Annotated in this window: 13 protein-coding genes, 1 rRNA gene and 1 riboswitch; of the genes, 2 read left to right on the forward strand and 12 right to left on the reverse strand. The window is 69.6% G+C overall.

Annotation, left to right across the window (positions count from 1 at the left end; genetic code table 11):
- The first annotated feature begins 10 nt into the window (after positions 1-10).
- A complete protein-coding gene (locus ACIGYR_RS30755) occupies positions 11-430 on the forward strand; it encodes a molybdopterin-binding protein (protein WP_399604809.1) in 420 nt (139 codons plus the stop codon).
- A gap of 53 nt (positions 431-483) precedes the next feature.
- Here ACIGYR_RS30755 and gcvP read toward each other — a convergent pair whose 3' ends face one another.
- Positions 484-3,369: an aminomethyl-transferring glycine dehydrogenase gene (gcvP, locus tag ACIGYR_RS30760; protein WP_399604807.1), complete on the reverse strand. Its 2,886-nt coding sequence runs from the start codon at positions 3,367-3,369 to the stop codon at positions 484-486.
- 173 nt (positions 3,370-3,542) lie between these two features.
- A riboswitch (glycine riboswitch) is annotated at positions 3,543-3,637 on the reverse strand.
- 119 nt (positions 3,638-3,756) lie between these two features.
- Between gcvP and ACIGYR_RS30765 the strand changes: the two genes are divergently transcribed.
- Positions 3,757-4,128, forward strand: a complete 372-nt coding sequence (locus tag ACIGYR_RS30765; protein WP_391843175.1) for a PRC-barrel domain-containing protein — start codon at positions 3,757-3,759, stop codon at positions 4,126-4,128.
- Here ACIGYR_RS30765 and ACIGYR_RS30770 read toward each other — a convergent pair.
- From ACIGYR_RS30770 to rrf, 11 genes are all read right to left on the reverse strand, one after another.
- Positions 4,050-5,672: a DNA polymerase IV gene (locus ACIGYR_RS30770; protein ID WP_399604805.1), complete on the reverse strand. Its 1,623-nt coding sequence runs from the start codon at positions 5,670-5,672 to the stop codon at positions 4,050-4,052. The genes ACIGYR_RS30765 and ACIGYR_RS30770 overlap by 79 nt on opposite strands.
- 68 nt (positions 5,673-5,740) lie before the next feature.
- Positions 5,741-6,424, reverse strand: a complete 684-nt coding sequence (locus ACIGYR_RS30775) for a MerR family transcriptional regulator (RefSeq protein ID WP_399604804.1) — start codon at positions 6,422-6,424, stop codon at positions 5,741-5,743.
- Positions 6,425-6,685: 261 nt separating this feature from the next.
- A complete protein-coding gene (locus tag ACIGYR_RS30780; protein ID WP_026253112.1) occupies positions 6,686-7,159 on the reverse strand; it encodes a bifunctional nuclease family protein in 474 nt (157 codons plus the stop codon).
- A 131-nt stretch (positions 7,160-7,290) separates the two neighbouring features.
- Positions 7,291-8,028 (reverse strand): MerR family transcriptional regulator, encoded by a 738-nt coding sequence (locus ACIGYR_RS30785; RefSeq protein ID WP_399604801.1) that lies wholly within the window; start codon positions 8,026-8,028, stop codon positions 7,291-7,293.
- A gap of 43 nt (positions 8,029-8,071) precedes the next feature.
- Positions 8,072-8,902, reverse strand: coding sequence for an FHA domain-containing protein (locus ACIGYR_RS30790; protein WP_399604799.1), 831 nt, complete (start codon positions 8,900-8,902; stop codon positions 8,072-8,074).
- A 190-nt stretch (positions 8,903-9,092) separates the two neighbouring features.
- A complete protein-coding gene (locus tag ACIGYR_RS30795) occupies positions 9,093-9,965 on the reverse strand; it encodes a DUF881 domain-containing protein (protein WP_399604797.1) in 873 nt (290 codons plus the stop codon).
- A 5-nt stretch (positions 9,966-9,970) separates the two neighbouring features.
- Positions 9,971-10,303 carry a small basic family protein gene (locus tag ACIGYR_RS30800; protein WP_003988855.1) on the reverse strand — a complete coding sequence of 111 codons (333 nt, stop codon included), beginning with the start codon at positions 10,301-10,303 and terminating at the stop codon, positions 9,971-9,973.
- Positions 10,300-11,208: a DUF881 domain-containing protein gene (locus ACIGYR_RS30805; RefSeq protein WP_399604795.1), complete on the reverse strand. Its 909-nt coding sequence runs from the start codon at positions 11,206-11,208 to the stop codon at positions 10,300-10,302. Before ACIGYR_RS30805 ends, ACIGYR_RS30800 begins: the two co-directional genes overlap by 4 nt.
- 172 nt (positions 11,209-11,380) lie before the next feature.
- Positions 11,381-13,876: a sugar phosphate nucleotidyltransferase gene (locus tag ACIGYR_RS30810; protein WP_391843162.1), complete on the reverse strand. Its 2,496-nt coding sequence runs from the start codon at positions 13,874-13,876 to the stop codon at positions 11,381-11,383.
- Between the two features lie 113 nt (positions 13,877-13,989).
- Positions 13,990-14,598 carry a CDP-alcohol phosphatidyltransferase family protein gene (locus ACIGYR_RS30815; RefSeq protein WP_391843160.1) on the reverse strand — a complete coding sequence of 203 codons (609 nt, stop codon included), beginning with the start codon at positions 14,596-14,598 and terminating at the stop codon, positions 13,990-13,992.
- A 107-nt stretch (positions 14,599-14,705) separates the two neighbouring features.
- Positions 14,706-14,800 (reverse strand): 5S ribosomal RNA (rrf, locus tag ACIGYR_RS30820); the annotation flags it as partial.

The raw sequence follows: 14,800 nt of genomic DNA on the forward strand, positions 1-14,800 counted from the left end.
GTGGGTGCCCATGACCCTGAGCATCCGAAATCAGCTGCCCGGCACCATCACCGAGGTGCACGCGGGCGAAGTCATGGCGACCGTCAAGGTCCGGCTCACCGGCGGCCAGGTGCTGACCGCGGCCATCACGCTCGAGGCCGTGGAGCAACTCGGCCTGGCCCCGGGTTCCGCGGTGCGCGCACTGGTGAAGTCGACGGAGGTCTCCCTCGCCAGCAGCCGGGTCGAGGGCCTGTCGATCCGCAACCAGCTCCCCGGCACGGTCATCCGTCTCACGCTCGGCGAGTCCATGGCCTCCGTCAAGGTCGCCGTGGACGGCGGCGAGCTGACCGCCGCGATCACCAAGGACGCGGCCGGAGACCTCGGCCTCTTCGTGGGCTCCGACGTCGTCGCCCTGATCAAGTCGACGGAGGTCTCGCTGGCGACGGCCTAGGAACGGGTGAGGACCCCGTCCGCGGCACGGACGGGGCCCTCGGCCTCGCTCACTCAGTCCTCGTAGGCGTCCAGCGGCGGGCAGGAGCACACCAGGTTGCGGTCACCGAAGGCCTGGTCGATGCGGCGCACCGGCGGCCAGTACTTGTCCGCGGCGGGGGCACCGGCCGGGAAGACGGCCTCCTCGCGGCTGTAGGCGTGCTGCCACTCACCGCCGAGCGCGGCGGCGGTGTGCGGGGCGTTCCGCAGCGGGTTGTCCTCCGCGGGCCACTCGCCCGCGCCGACCTTCTCGATCTCCGCGCGGATGGCGATCATCGCGTCGCAGAAGCGGTCGAGCTCGGTGATGTCCTCGGACTCGGTCGGCTCGATCATCAGCGTGCCGGCCACCGGGAAGGACATGGTCGGCGCGTGGAAGCCGTAGTCGATCAGGCGCTTGGCCACGTCGTCCACGCTGACGCCGGTCTCCTTGGTCAGCGAGCGCAGGTCGATGATGCACTCGTGCGCGACCAGGCCGCCCGGGCCGGTGTAGAGCACCGGGTAGTGCGGCTCCAGGCGCTTGGCGATGTAGTTCGCCGACAGCACGGCCACCTGAGTGGCCCGCTTCAGGCCCTCGCCGCCCATCAGGCGGACGTACGCCCACGAGATCGGCAGGATGCCCGCGCTGCCCCACGGGGCCGCCGAGATCGGGCCCACGCCCGTCTCCGGGCCGGCCTCCGGCTGCAGCGGGTGGTTGGGCAGGTACGGCGCCAGGTGCGAGCGGACCGCGACCGGGCCGACGCCCGGGCCGCCGCCGCCGTGCGGGATGCAGAAGGTCTTGTGCAGGTTCAGGTGGGAGACGTCGCCGCCGAAGTGACCCGGCTTGGCCAGGCCGACGAGCGCGTTGAGGTTGGCGCCGTCGACGTACACCTGGCCGCCGGCCTCGTGGACCTGGGCGCAGATGTCCGCGACGTGCTCCTCGAACACGCCGTGCGTCGACGGGTAGGTGATCATCAGCACCGCCAGCTCGTCGCGGTGCTGCTCGATCTTGGCGCGCAGGTCCTCGATGTCGATCTCGCCGTCCCCGGCGGTCTTGACGACGACGACCTTCATGCCGGCCATCACGGCGCTGGCGGCGTTCGTGCCGTGCGCGGAGGACGGGATCAGGCAGACGGTGCGCTGCTCGTCACCGTTGGCGCGGTGGTAGCCGCGGACGGCCAGCAGCCCGGCCAGCTCGCCCTGCGAACCGGCGTTCGGCTGGAGGGAGACCTTGTCGTAGCCGGTGACCTCGGCGAGACGTTCCTCCAGCTCGTGGATGAGGGTGAGGTAGCCCTGCGCCTGCTCGGCCGGGGCGAAGGGGTGCAGCTGCCCGAACTCCGGCCAGGTGACCGGCTCCATCTCCGTGGTCGCGTTGAGCTTCATGGTGCACGAGCCCAGCGGGATCATGCCGCGGTCGAGCGCGTAGTCGCGGTCGGACAGCTTGCGCAGGTAGCGCAGCATCGAGGTCTCGGAGCGGTACTGCCGGAAGACCGGGTGGTTGAGGTACGCGTCGGTGCGCAGCAGCGCCTCGGGCAGGGTGTCCTCGGCGGTCGCGTCCAGCGCCTCGATGTCGGCCTCGACACCGAAGGCCGCCCAGACGGCGGCCACCTGGGCCCGCTTGGTGGTCTCGTCACAGGCGATGGACACGTGGTCGGCGTCGACCAGCCGCAGGTTGACCCCGTTGTCCCGGGCCGCGGCGACGACCTCGGCGGCCTTGCCGGGCACGCGCACGGTGAGCGTGTCGAAGTAGGCGCCGTGGACGATCTCGACACCCGCGGCCCTCAGGCCCGCGGCGAGGATGGTCGCGTAGCGGTGGGTGCGCCGGGCGATGGTCTTCAGGCCCTCGGGCCCGTGGTAGACGGCGTACATGCCGGCCATCACGGCGAGCAGCACCTGCGCGGTGCAGATGTTGCTGGTCGCCTTCTCCCGGCGGATGTGCTGCTCACGGGTCTGCAGCGCGAGCCGGTACGCCTTGTGGCCGTCGGCGTCGACGGAGACGCCGACCAGACGGCCGGGCAGGCTGCGCGCGAACTTCTCGTGGACGGCCATGTAACCGGCGTGCGGCCCGCCGAAGCCCATGGGGACACCGAAGCGCTGGGTGGTGCCGACGGCGATGTCCGCGCCCAGCTCGCCCGGCGAGGTCAGCAGGGTCAGCGCCAGCAGGTCCGCGGCCACGGTCACCAGCGCGCCCAGCTCGTGCGCCTGGTCGATGACGGGCTTGATGTCGCGTACGGCACCCGAAGCGCCCGGGTACTGGATCAGCACGCCGTTGATCTCGCGCTCGGCGATCTCCGCCGGGATGCCCTCGCTGAGGTCGGCGACGACGACCTCGACGCCGGTCGGCTCGGCACGCGTCTCGATCACGGCGATGGTCTGCGGCAGGGCGTCCGCGTCGATCAGGAACAGGCCCTTCTTGTTCTTGCCCATACGGCGGGACAGCGCCACCGCCTCGGCGGCCGCGGTGCCCTCGTCCAGCAGGGAGGCGCCGGAGGTGGGCAGGCCGGTCAGCTCGGCGACCGTCGTCTGGAAGTTCAGCAGGGCCTCCAGGCGGCCCTGGGAGATCTCCGGCTGGTACGGCGTGTAGGCCGTGTACCAGGCCGGGTTCTCCATGACGTTGCGCAGGATGACGGGCGGCGTGAAGGTGCCGTAGTACCCCAGGCCGATCATGGAGTCGAGGACCTGGTTACGGTCGGCCAGCGAGCGCAGCTCGGCGAGCACCTCCGCCTCGGTCCGGGCACCCGGCAGGTCCAGGGCGTCGGCGTTCTTGATCACATCCGGGACCGCGGCGGCGGTCAGCTCGTCGAGCGAGCCGTAGCCGACGTGCGCGAGCATCTTGGCCCGCGCCTCCTGGTCGGGCCCGATGTGGCGCTGCTCGAACGGAATGCCGGCTTCGAGCTCGGAGAGCGGAATGCGATGGGCGGTCATTGCGGAGGCCTCCTGGTCTGACGCGACCTGCGAGGGGTACCCCGGCGCGGGTACCCCGACGGCCTCCCCCTCTGTCATCTCGACCTGAGAGCTTCACCGACGCACGGGGGCGCCGGCTTTCACCGTCGGTGAGAGCGGGAGCCATCGGCATCCGCTCTGCTTTCCAGAGTGACCTCGTCCGTGCGGTACGTGAGCCTGAGAGATTCCGGGGAGGAGTTGCTCCTTCGGCGCCTCCGAGATGATCGGAGGACTCTCCCGCACGGGTTCAGCAGCCGCTGTCAGCCTACCAGCGAGGTCAATGCCGGAGCCTTCGAGTGGCCGCCACCTTGAATGTGCTCTTTTGTAGTGCTTACGGATGAGTTGCGACCAAGTGGAGGGAGAAGGGCCGTGCAGACCGACATCGATCCGCGCAACCTGATCGGCCGCAAGGCGTTCGACCGGAAAGGCACCAAGATCGGCACCATCGACGAGGTGTACCTGGACGACGCGACCGGCGTGCCCGAATGGGCGGCCATACGCACCGGCCTGTTCTCCCGGGACGCCTTCGTCCCCCTGGAGCCCAGCGAACTCGTCGAGGGCACGTTGCGCGTCCCCTTCGACCGCGCCCTAATCAAGGACGCCCCCGACTTCGGCGTGGGCCGCCACCTCTCCCCGGAACAGGAACTCCAGCTCTACCACCACTACGGCCTGGACGTGGCCTCACCCCCTACGGTCCCGGACCACGACTTCGGCAAACTGGCGGGCTCGGAGGAGACCTGAACGGGCTCGGAGGAGGCCACCCGCCCCACGTCCTGGCCCGCGCCCACCTCCCGTCCCACGCCCGAGCCTCCACCGCCGCCACGCTCCCGTCCCACGCCCACGTCCCCACCGCCGCCACCGTCCCGTCCCACGCCCGAGCCTCCACCGCCGCCGCGGTCCCGGTCCGCGCCCACGTCCCGGTCCCCGCCGTGCTCCCGGCCCGCGGCCACGTCGGGGTCCGCCACCAAGGGCAACGGATCGGCGGCCTCCAGCAGAGGATCGTCGACGAGCAGTGTCCGGACCCGTCCCGGAGGGGACTGCGGCGTCTCGAACCGTACGGTGACCCGCCCCAGGCCGCTCCCCTGCACCCACCCGTGCCCGTACTCGGCGTGCCGCACATCCTGCCCGGCGCGCCAGTGCCGTTCGGCCGGCGTCGGCCGCTCCACCACGACCTCGACCGCACTCTTGTCCGCTTCCTCCGCCGACGGCACCGGCATCGCCTGCGCGAACAGGTCCTCCTGCGTGTAGTCGGCGAGCCCGGACACACCCACCCCGAGCAGCCGCACCCCGCCCGTGGTGTCCACGGAGTCCAGCAGCCGCGCCGCCGCCTCACGGATGACCGCCGGATCGTCCGTGGGCCCTCTGAGCGTCTCGGAGCGGGTCAGGGTGGAGAAGTCGTACCGCCGTACCTTGAGCACGATCGTCCGCCCGGACAGTCCGGCCCCGCGCAGCCGCCCCACGCACCGGTCGGCCAGCCGCTGCACCTCCAGACCGACGCGCAGCCGGTCGTGGATGTCCACGTCGTAGGTGTCCTCCACCGACACCGACTTCGCCTCCCGCTCGGCCACCACCGGACGCTCGTCCCGGGCCAGTGCCATGGCGTACAGCGCGTGCCCGTGCGCCTTGCCCAGCAGCCGTACCAGCTCGTCCTCACCCGCCTCGGCCAGCTCCCCCACCGTGCTGATGCCGACCCGGCGCAGATGGTCGCCGGTGGCCGGTCCGACCCCCGGCAGCGTGCGCACGGACATCGGGGCCAGCAGCGCGCGCTCGGTCCCCGGTTCGATCAGCACCAGGCCGTCAGGCTTGGCCTGCTCGGAGGCGATCTTCGCGAGCATCTTGGAGGCGGCGAGCCCCACCGACCCGGTGAGCCCGGTGACCGCCCGGATGTCCTCGCGCAGCTTCGTCCCGGCCCGCCGCGCCGACTCCTCGTCCCAGGCCACTCCCCCGGCGTCCAGGTCCACGAACGCCTCGTCCAGGCTCAGCGGCTCGATCAGCGGGGACAGCTCCCGCAGCAGCGCCATCACCTGCTCGCTGATCGCCCGGTACAGCGTGAAGCGCGGCACCAGGTACGCGGCGTTGGGTGCCAGCCGACGCGCCTGTGCCATGGGCATCGCCGAGTGGACCCCGAACACCCGTGCCTCGTACGACGCGGTGGCCACCACACCGCGCGGCCCGAGCCCGCCCACGACGACCGCTTTCCCGCGCAGGCTCGGCTTGGATGCCTGCTCCACCGAGGCGAAGAAGGCATCCATGTCGAGATGCAGGATCGTGGGCGCGTTTCTCACATCTCCGATGCTGCACCACGGCACTGACAATGCGGTGGTGCCGGGGCGCCCCCTCAGCGGTCCGGCGGTCAGACCGCCCGGTTGCGGCGCCTCGCCAGCTCGTCCGCGGGGTTCTGCCCGACGAGGGTCTCGCCGGTGTCGATGCGCTCGCCGTGCAGCTGGGAGAGGGCGCTTTCCACGTCCCGCCACACCACGCCGACGGCGATTCCGAAGATGCCCTGACCCCCCTGGAGCAGGGCGTGGACCTCGTCCGGCGAGGTGCACTCGTACACCGTGGCGCCGTCGCTCATCAGGGTCATCCGCTCCAGGTCACGGAAACCGCGTTCTCTGAGGTGCTGGACGGCCGTGCGGATGTTCTGCAACGACACCCCGGTGTCCAGGAACCGCTTCACGATCTTCAGGACGACGACGTCCCGGAAGCTGTACAGACGCTGGGTGCCCGACCCGTAGGCGGGCCGCACGCTGGGCTCGACGAGACCGGTACGGGCCCAGTAGTCGAGCTGCCGGTAGGTGATGCCGGCAGCGGCGCAGGCCGTGGGCCCGCGATAGCCGATCTCCTCGGACGTCATGGACGCCCCCCCTCCGCCGTTCGGCACCGCCGTCGACAGCTGCGGCGCGTGCTCCACCGCGCTGCCTGGACGGACATGTCCCCCGCCTGAGCTCAGCCGCGAACTCGGGGGCGGGTACGGACCGCTTTCCCCGAGACTGCGTCCGGGGGCACCCCCAGCCGTACTGTCGCCGCTGGTTCTCACGCCGACCTCCGTCCTTGACCTGCCTTCTCGACGGTAGGCAGTCACCAGGGGTGCGTCAACGATCGCCACACTCGGCACGCCGAGTGATAATCACCCTAGGAGTGGTTTCCCGTGTCCCACCGCGGGGAAAGGCTAGCCGAATGCGCTCACGGGGAGCCGTAGGACGCTCTCACTGGCCGGAGGCAATTGCCGGGGCGCCGACCCTGCGGAGCCGCTGACCGCGCCCGAGGAATCCCCGGGCCAGGCGGCCGGCCCCGCGGTTCACTGGCTGCTGGTACCGAAGTCCTCGGGCGAGATCTGGTCGAGGAACTCGCGGAACTTCTCCACTTCGTCCTCCTGCTCGTCCGGAATGGCGATGCCCGCGTCGTCCAGCACCGTGTCACTGCCATAGATCGGCGTACCGGTGCGCAGGGCAAGCGCTATGGCATCAGAGGGGCGGGCGCTGACCTCGACCCCACTGGCGAACACCAGCTCCGCGTAGAAGACGCCTTCCCGCAGATCGGTGATACGCACTTCGGTCAGCTCCTGGCCGACGGCCTCCAGCACGTCCTTGAACAGGTCGTGGGTCAGCGGTCGCGCGGGGGCCATGCCCTGCTGGGCGAAGGCGATCGCCGTCGCCTCCCCCGGCCCGATCCAGATGGGGAGGTAACGGTCGCCCCCCACTTCGCGCAGGAGCACGATCGGTTGGTTGGAGGGCATTTCGACCCGGACACCTACGACATCGAGCTCGTTCACACAGCAACCCTAGGCCGTGCCCGGGACGTTTGGGTAGTCGGGCCGGGAACAGCTGCCCGATCCGGCCTCCCGGAAGGCGCCGCCGGTGGCCGCGTCACCCCCGCGCTCGCACCGCACGTCCGCCCGCCGGTTCAGGGGAACCGCACTCCGAGCGCGGTCTTCACCAGGGCCGCGTGCAGCTTCATCGTGAGGGCCGCCAGTTCCTTCGTACGGGCCTCGGCATGTGCCCTGGTCTGCGGGTTGCGGTGGCGCTTGAGCGGGGCCACCACCTGGTCGACCAGACCGGCCTCACGATCGGCGGCGGCCTTCATCACCCGAAGGTGGCGTGGCTCGATCCCGAACCGGCCCAGTTCGGCGACGAGCGAGGCCACGGTGATGGCCTCGGCGTCGTACACCCCGTCCTCCAGCGGAGCGATGAGCCCATAGGACTCCCACTCCTTCAGCTCGGCCTCGTCGAGCTCCGCCGCGGCCAGCAGCTCGGCCTTGCCGACCCTGGCCACCGTGGGCCCCTCCACCGGCGCCGGCACGTCCTCAGCGGTGCGCTGGCGCCCCACCAGGGGCAGCGGGACGGCCTCGCCCCGCCCCATGGCGTCCAGATGCTCCCGGATCACCTTGAGGGGCAGATAGTGGTCCCGCTGCATCCGCAGGACGTGACCGAGGCGCTCGACGTCATCGGCGCTGAACTTGCGGTATCCCGACGCGGTCCGACGCGGCTCGACGAGCCCCTCCGACTCCAGAAAGCGGATCTTGGAGATGGTGACTTCGGGGAACTCGTCGCGCAGCACGTTCAGCACCGTGCCGATGCTCATCAGCCCACTGTCCCTGGCGGCGGTACCGCTTCCGGCACCGCCGCTCGGTGTTTGAGGCATGGACCTTCCCTGGGGTCCCCCCGGGCGTCGGCCCGGGGGCGGCTCAGATGCCCTGCCGGCTCGCGTGGAACACCAGCCGGTACTTGCCGATCTGCACCTCGTCGCCGTTGGCCAGAGCCACCTGGTCGATGCGCTCGCGGTTGACGTACGTGCCGTTCAGGCTGCCCACGTCGGCCACCGTGAAGGAGCCGTCAGGAGAGCGCCGGAACTCCACGTGCCGCCGGGAGACCGTCACGTCGTCCAGGAAGATGTCGCTCTGCGGGTGACGGCCGGCCGTCGTCAGGTCGCTGTCCAGCAGGAAGCGGCTGCCCGAGTTCGGACCCCTGCGCACCACCAGCAGCGCCGAACCCATCGGCAGCGCGTCCACCGCGGCCTGCGCCTCCGGAGAGAGCATCGGCAGCGGCGTCTGACCGGTCACCTCGGAGTCGTACGCCTCGAGCCCCGAGATCGAGATCGTCGAGGTCGTCTCGGAGGCCCGCTCCGGCGCCACCCCGGGACGCAGCGGCGCCCCACAGTTGGAACAGAATCGGGCGTTCTCCGCATTGCGGTTACCGCACCTCGTACATACCAGGACCGACATCGACGGATCCTCCTGCCGCGGCTGCCCCGCCGGGGCGTTGGACGCGTACGGGCCGGGACCAAACCCTCCACCCGTACCTGAGGTTGACGGTTGCCCGAAACCTATGCCGCCGGACTGGGCAGGGTCAACAGACGCCGCGCCCTGACCTCCGGAAATGTCCCCGCCCGGCCCAGCGACCTGGTCCCGGAACAACGGGCGCTGGCCCTCCGCGTCAGGCTGTGCACGATGACGAGCGGTCGCGTTGCCGCTACCCTCTCGCGCGCTCTTCCCGAACAACTTCGCAAACAACTTCACGGGCGATTCCCCTTGACCGAAACAGACCCGCCCGTGGGGCAGGACGAACCCTGATTGCCTACACCGGCCGAGCCGGACATTCTCACAACGTCCGTATCCACCAAACAGTTTCCACCACGCACCACTCCTTCGGTGCGCCGACCCCCCGCAACCTCATGCCCCTGCCGGACGACCCCCATGCACCACCGGTTCACCGGGAGGACGACCGAGCGTAGTCAGGCCGCTTCGCCTGTCGCAAGGCGTCCACGACGATCTTGTCCGACCGCTCGACCGTCACGGTGGCCTGCTCCTTCTCCAGAGTCTGCACCACGCCTCCAGGGATGTTCAGCGCCGGCTCGAGGTCCTGCGGCTTGCCGATGACTTGGAAACGATACGGGGCGTTGATCTTGTTCCCGTCGACGCTCACACCGTTGCCGGAGTCGGTGAAGTAACTGCCGGCGACCACCCGGACCCCGTTGACCTGGATCGCCTCCGCGCCGGCGGCGCGCAACTCCTGGATCGCGTCGAGCAGCATGTCCGCCTGGACCGTCCCCTTCGTGTCCTCGATCGCCATGGTGATGCCGGGGCCCTGTGCCGCCACGGTGCCCGCGAGGATGCCGAGTTGCTTTTCCTTCTCGGCGGTCTGCTTGCGCGCCTCCGCGGCCTGGTCGGAGCTGCTCTGCAGCTCCTGCCGCTGCTTTTCCAGTCCCTGCTTCTCGTCCTCAAGACGCTGAGTGCGCGAATCGAGTTCATCGAGGATGCGCACAAGATCCTCCTGGCGTGCGCCACGCAGCGCGCTGTCGGTGTCGCTGTTGGACGCCACCTGCACGGCCAGGCCGAAACCGAGGCCGAACAGCAGCAGCGCCACGATGAGTTGGGCCCGGGTGAAGCGCGGCGGCCACAGGCCCTTGACGAGCCGCTGCCGGCCCGTGAGCGGCGGCTGGGGCTGCTCCTGGGGCGCCTGCCCGGCCCCGGACGGGGGCGCGGCCCCCGGCGAAGGCGCGGGCACCTCGGCCGGCAGTTCCCTGCGCAGCCGGTTGTCGGGCTGATCGTTCCGGTCGTTCCGGTCGTTCTGTTCACTCATCGGTGTCACGCCCGGAAGACGTGCCGCCGGATCGCCGCGGCGTTGGAGAAGATCCGGATCCCCAGAACCACGACGACACCCGTGGACAGCTGGGCGCCCACGCCCAATTTGTCCCCCAGGAACACGATGAGGGCGGCGACGACCACGTTCGACAGGAACGACACCACGAAGACCTTGTCGTCGAAGATGCCGTCCAGCATGGCCCGCAGGCCGCCGAAGACGGCGTCCAGCGCCGCCACGACGGCGATCGGCAGATAAGGCTCGACGACCGCCGGAACCTCGGGCCGGACCAACAGGCCGGCCACGACTCCCACGACGAGGCCCAGTACGGCGATCACGATGTGCCCTTCTCGGTCTTCTCGGACTTCGGCTGTGCTGTACGTACGATCACACTGGGGGCGGCGGGCAACCGGAGCTCGCCCTCCGTCGAGATGGTCGCGCGGATCCCGTACTGCTCCTCCAGGGCATGCAGATACAGGCCGTCGGCGTTGTTCTGGAACCCCGTGCTCAACCTGTCCCCGTCCCCCACCGCCAGCACCGTGTACGGCGGCACCAGCGGCCTGTTGTCGACCAGTATCGCGTCACCCGCGGCCCTGATCGCGGACAGGGCGGTCAGCCGCTGCCCGTTGATGGAGATCGCCTCGGCTCCGGAGGCCCACAGGCCGTTGACCACGCGCTGCATGTCGCGGTCGCGCACCCGGCCGGTGTCCGAGAAGTCCGACGTCTCCCGGGGATTGGCGCCGCCACCGCCGGTGCCGGCCTCCTTGGCGTCGTTCACGACCAGCTTGACGCCCGGGCCGTGTACCGCCGTGGCACCCGACAGCAGGCCCGCGAGGTCGGCGTCGGCGCTGCCCCCGCTCGACTTCAGGGCCGCCCGCTGGCGCGCGCCGACGTCGTCGCGCAGTTCGTCAACGGTGCTCTCGAGCTTGTCCGCGGCCGCGGTCTCGCTGTCGATACGGTCGATCAGCTCCTGGCGCTCCTTGGCCACCACGGGCGCCGTCACGCGTGCCTGTGCCGCCCCCACGGTCACAACGAGCGCCGCGAGGACGAGACCGGCGGCCAGGACCAGCTTGGCCCGGAGCGTCTTCGGCAGCCCACCCTCGCCCTGGGACTTCTTCCGGGCGGCGGCCTCGGCGTACCCGTCGTCGAGGCTGTGATCCATGACGTTGGTGATCAACGACATGGAGGCGTCCGGGCGCTGCGGCCGCGTGGGGCTGCTCCGAACGGGGGGTTGCTGCGGCATGCCGCACATCGTCGCATGCCGCGAGCGGTACCTCCGAACGGCCCCACCGGCGTGCCGGACAGGCCCCCTTGGGGACACTTGTCCGGCACGCACGCGTGCAGCCGTTTCTGCCGTCCTGCGACGGCGGATCACGCCCGGGGACGCCTGCCGACGGCCCCGGGCCTTCCCGTCGTCACCGGCCGGCGCTGTCCACGACGGCCGCCCACTCGTCCAGCAGGGCCTGCGCCGAGGCGTCGTCGGGACCCTCCGCCCACAGATGGGTGACCGCCTCGGCCGGGTCGGGCAGCACCATCACCCAGCGCCCGTCGGCCTCCACGACCCGCACACCGTCGGTCGTGTCGACAAATCGATCCCCGGCGGCCTCGACCACCCGCCGCATCACGAGACCCTTGACGGCCCACGGCGTCGCCAGATCCCGCTTGAGGACGTGCGCCCGCGGAATCCGGGCGTCGATCTGGCTCAAGGTCAGCTGCGTCCTCGCCACCAGCCCGATCAGCCGCACGAAGGCCGCGGTGCCGTCGTACACGCTGCTGAACTCCGGGACGATGAATCCGCCCTTTCCGTCACCGCCGAAGATGGTGCCTTCCTCACCGCCCACGCGCGTGAGGTCGTCGGGCGAGGTGGTGGTCCATTCGACCTGGGTGCCGTGGTAAGCGGCCACCTGTTCGGCGATCCGGGTGGTGGTGACCGGCAGCGCCACCCGCCCGCTGCGCCGCTCGGCGGCCACCAGGTCCAGCATCACCAGCAGCGCCCGGTCGTCCTCGATGATCCGGCCCTTCTCGTCCACCAGCGACAACCGCTCGCCGACGGGGTCGAAGCGCACACCGAACGCGGCACCGGAGGACGCCACGATCTCCCCGAGCCGCACCAGCCCGTTGCGCCGCACCTCGGCCGTCTCGGTGGGCCTGGACTCGTCCAGACCGGGATTGATGGTCAGCGAGTCCACGCCGAGCTTGCCGAGAAGACTGGGCAGCACGAGGCCGGCGCTTCCGTTCGAAGCGTCCACGACGACCTTGAGACCCGACTCCGCTATCCCCGTGGTGTCGACGTTCCGCAGCAGCGACCCGGTGTACGAGTCGAAGACACTCGCCGGGAAGTACAGGTCACCGATCTCGCCGGGGAACGCCCGCCGGTACTCCTGCCGGGCGAAGACCCGGTCCAGCTTTCGCTGACTGCCCTGGGAGAGGTCCGCGCCGTTGCCGTCGAAGAACATGATGTCGACCGAGTCCGGCACGCCGGGCGAGGTCCGGATCATGATGCCCCCGGCACTTCCTCGCGCGGTCTGCTGGCGGGCCACGGGCAGTGGCACGTTCTCCAGGTCGCGTACGTCGATGGCACTGGCCTGGAGCGCCGAGATCACGGCGCGCTTGAGCGCCCGGGCACCTCGGGAGTGGTCACGGGCGGTGGTGACGGTCGAGCCCTTCTTCAGGGTCGTGGCGTACGCGCCGGCGAGCCGCACGGCCAGCTCGGGAGTGATCTCCACGTTCAGGATGCCGGTCACCCCGCGGGCGCCGAACAGGTGGGCCTGCCCCCGGGACTCCCAGATGACCGAGGTGTTGACGAAGGCGCCGGCCTCGATGGTCTTGAACGGGTAGACCCGGACGTTGCCCTGAACGATCGATTCCTCACCGATCAGGCACTCGTCACCGATGACCGCGCCGTCCTCGATCCGGGCGGCACGCATGATGTCGGTGTTCTTGCCGACGACGCAGCCGCGCAGATTGCTGTGCTGCCCGACGTACACGTTGTCGTGGACGACGGCCCTGTGCAGGAAGGCACCGCTCTTGACGACGACGTTCGAGCCGACGACGGTGTGCTCACGGATCTCCGTGCCGGCCTCGACCTTCGCGTAGTCGCCGATGTACAGCGGCCCGCGCAGTTCGGCGTCGGGGTGCACCTCGGCCCCTTCGGCCACCCACACGCCGGGGGAGATCTCGAAGCCGTCGATGTCGACGTCGACCTTGCCTTCGAGGACGTCCGCCTGGGCCTTCACATAGCTCTCGTGCGTGCCGACGTCCTCCCAGTAGCCCTCGGCGACATAGCCGTAGATCGGCTTGCCTTCCTTCATCAGCTGCGGGAAGACGTCGCCGGACCAGTCGACGGGTACATCGGCTTCGACGTAGTTGAAGACCTCGGGCTCCATGACGTAGATGCCCGTGTTGACAGTGTCGGAGAAGACCTGCCCCCAGGTCGGCTTCTCCAGGAAGCGCTCGACCTTGCCTTCCTCGTCGACGATGGTGATGCCGAACTCCAGTGGATTGGGCACGCGGGTCAGGCAGACCGTGACCATCGCGCCCTTCTCCTTGTGGAAATTGATCAGCTCGGTGAGGTCGAAGTCGGTCAGGGCATCACCGGAGATCACGAGGAAGGCATCGTCCTTCAGCGCCTCTTCGGCGTTCTTGACGCTTCCGGCGGTACCGAGTGGCTTCTCCTCATTGGCATAGGTGAGCTCCATGCCGAGCTCTTCGCCGTCTCCGAAGTAGTTCTTGACGAGGGATGCCAGGAACTGCACGGTGACGACGGTCTCGGTGAGCCCGTGCCTTTTGAGCAGCCGTAGCACATGCTCCATGATCGGCCGGTTGACCACCGGCAGGAGCGGCTTGGGCATGCTAGAGGTCATGGGGCGCAGGCGCGTGCCTTCGCCTCCGGCCATCACGACGGCCTTCATGTCGGAAGCGTCCTCCTAAAGAGACGACGGTCTAGCCGACTTCACCCGTCCAGATTGTCCCGCACTTTTCCTCGGCGGGCCATCGAGGCGTCATGTCTGGACAATCGCCGAGCTCAATCGGCCATGGCGTCCGCGCAAACCAATCGGCGGACTTGTACCACGTACAGCACTCCTGCCCACCAATAGAGGGTTGTACCCCATCCGGCGAACGCCCATCCGAAAATGGCAGCGAGTGACGCGATCCAACCACTTCCGTCGCTGAGGAGCAGCAGCGGGAAGGCGTACATCAGGTTGAAGGTCGCGGCCTTCCCGAGGAAGTTCACCTGCGGCGGCGGATAGCCGTGGCGGCGCAGGATGCCCACCATCACCAGCAGAACCAGTTCTCGCACCAGCAGGAGCCCGGTCAGCCAGAGCGGCAGGATCTCCCGCCAGGTGAGCCCGAGCAGCGTGGAAAGGACGTAGAGGCGGTCGGCGGCGGGGTCGAGAAGCCGGCCGAGGTTGCTGATCTGGTTCCAGCGCCGGGCGAGCTTACCGTCGAGATAGTCGCTGACCCCGCTGAACGCGAGCACCAGGAGGGCCCAGCCGTCGCTGTTGGGGCCGCCGAACTCGGGCCTGAGGATCAGCCACAGGAAGACGGGTACGCCGACGAGCCGCGCCATGCTGAGGATGTTGGGGATGGTGAGGACCCGGTCTGTCTGGACACGGGTCTCTTGGACCTCCACCCGGGGGCCTCCTGTGCGAAACGAAACAACGATGCCCCCTGACCCTACCTCAACGCAAAAAAGCTCCGGCTCCTGGGCAGTGCCCAAGAGCCGGAGCTTTAAAAGGAGTTCGGCGGCGTCCTACTCTCCCACAGGGTCCCCCCTGCAGTACCATCGGCGCTGTGAGGCTTAGCTTCCGGGTTCGGAATGTAACCGGGCGTTT

It is taken from the genome of Streptomyces sp. NPDC053076 (assembly GCF_044546845.1).
GTDB lineage: Bacteria > Actinomycetota > Actinomycetes > Streptomycetales > Streptomycetaceae > Streptomyces.

What these genes read in the sequence shown, in the direction of transcription:
- ACIGYR_RS30810 (WP_391843162.1), bottom strand. Translation starts at nt 13,876, where the DNA reads ATGAAGGCCGTCGTGATGGCCGGAGGCGAAGGCACGCGCCTGCGCCCC.
- ACIGYR_RS30805 (WP_399604795.1), bottom strand. Translation starts at nt 11,208, where the DNA reads ATGCCGCAGCAACCCCCCGTTCGGAGCAGCCCCACGCGGCCGCAGCGC.
- ACIGYR_RS30795 (WP_399604797.1), bottom strand. Translation starts at nt 9,965, where the DNA reads ATGAGTGAACAGAACGACCGGAACGACCGGAACGATCAGCCCGACAAC.
- ACIGYR_RS30755 (WP_399604809.1), top strand. Translation starts at nt 11, where the DNA reads ATGACCCTGAGCATCCGAAATCAGCTGCCCGGCACCATCACCGAGGTG.
- ACIGYR_RS30785 (WP_399604801.1), bottom strand. Translation starts at nt 8,028, where the DNA reads ATGCCTCAAACACCGAGCGGCGGTGCCGGAAGCGGTACCGCCGCCAGG.
- gcvP (WP_399604807.1), bottom strand. Translation starts at nt 3,369, where the DNA reads ATGACCGCCCATCGCATTCCGCTCTCCGAGCTCGAAGCCGGCATTCCG.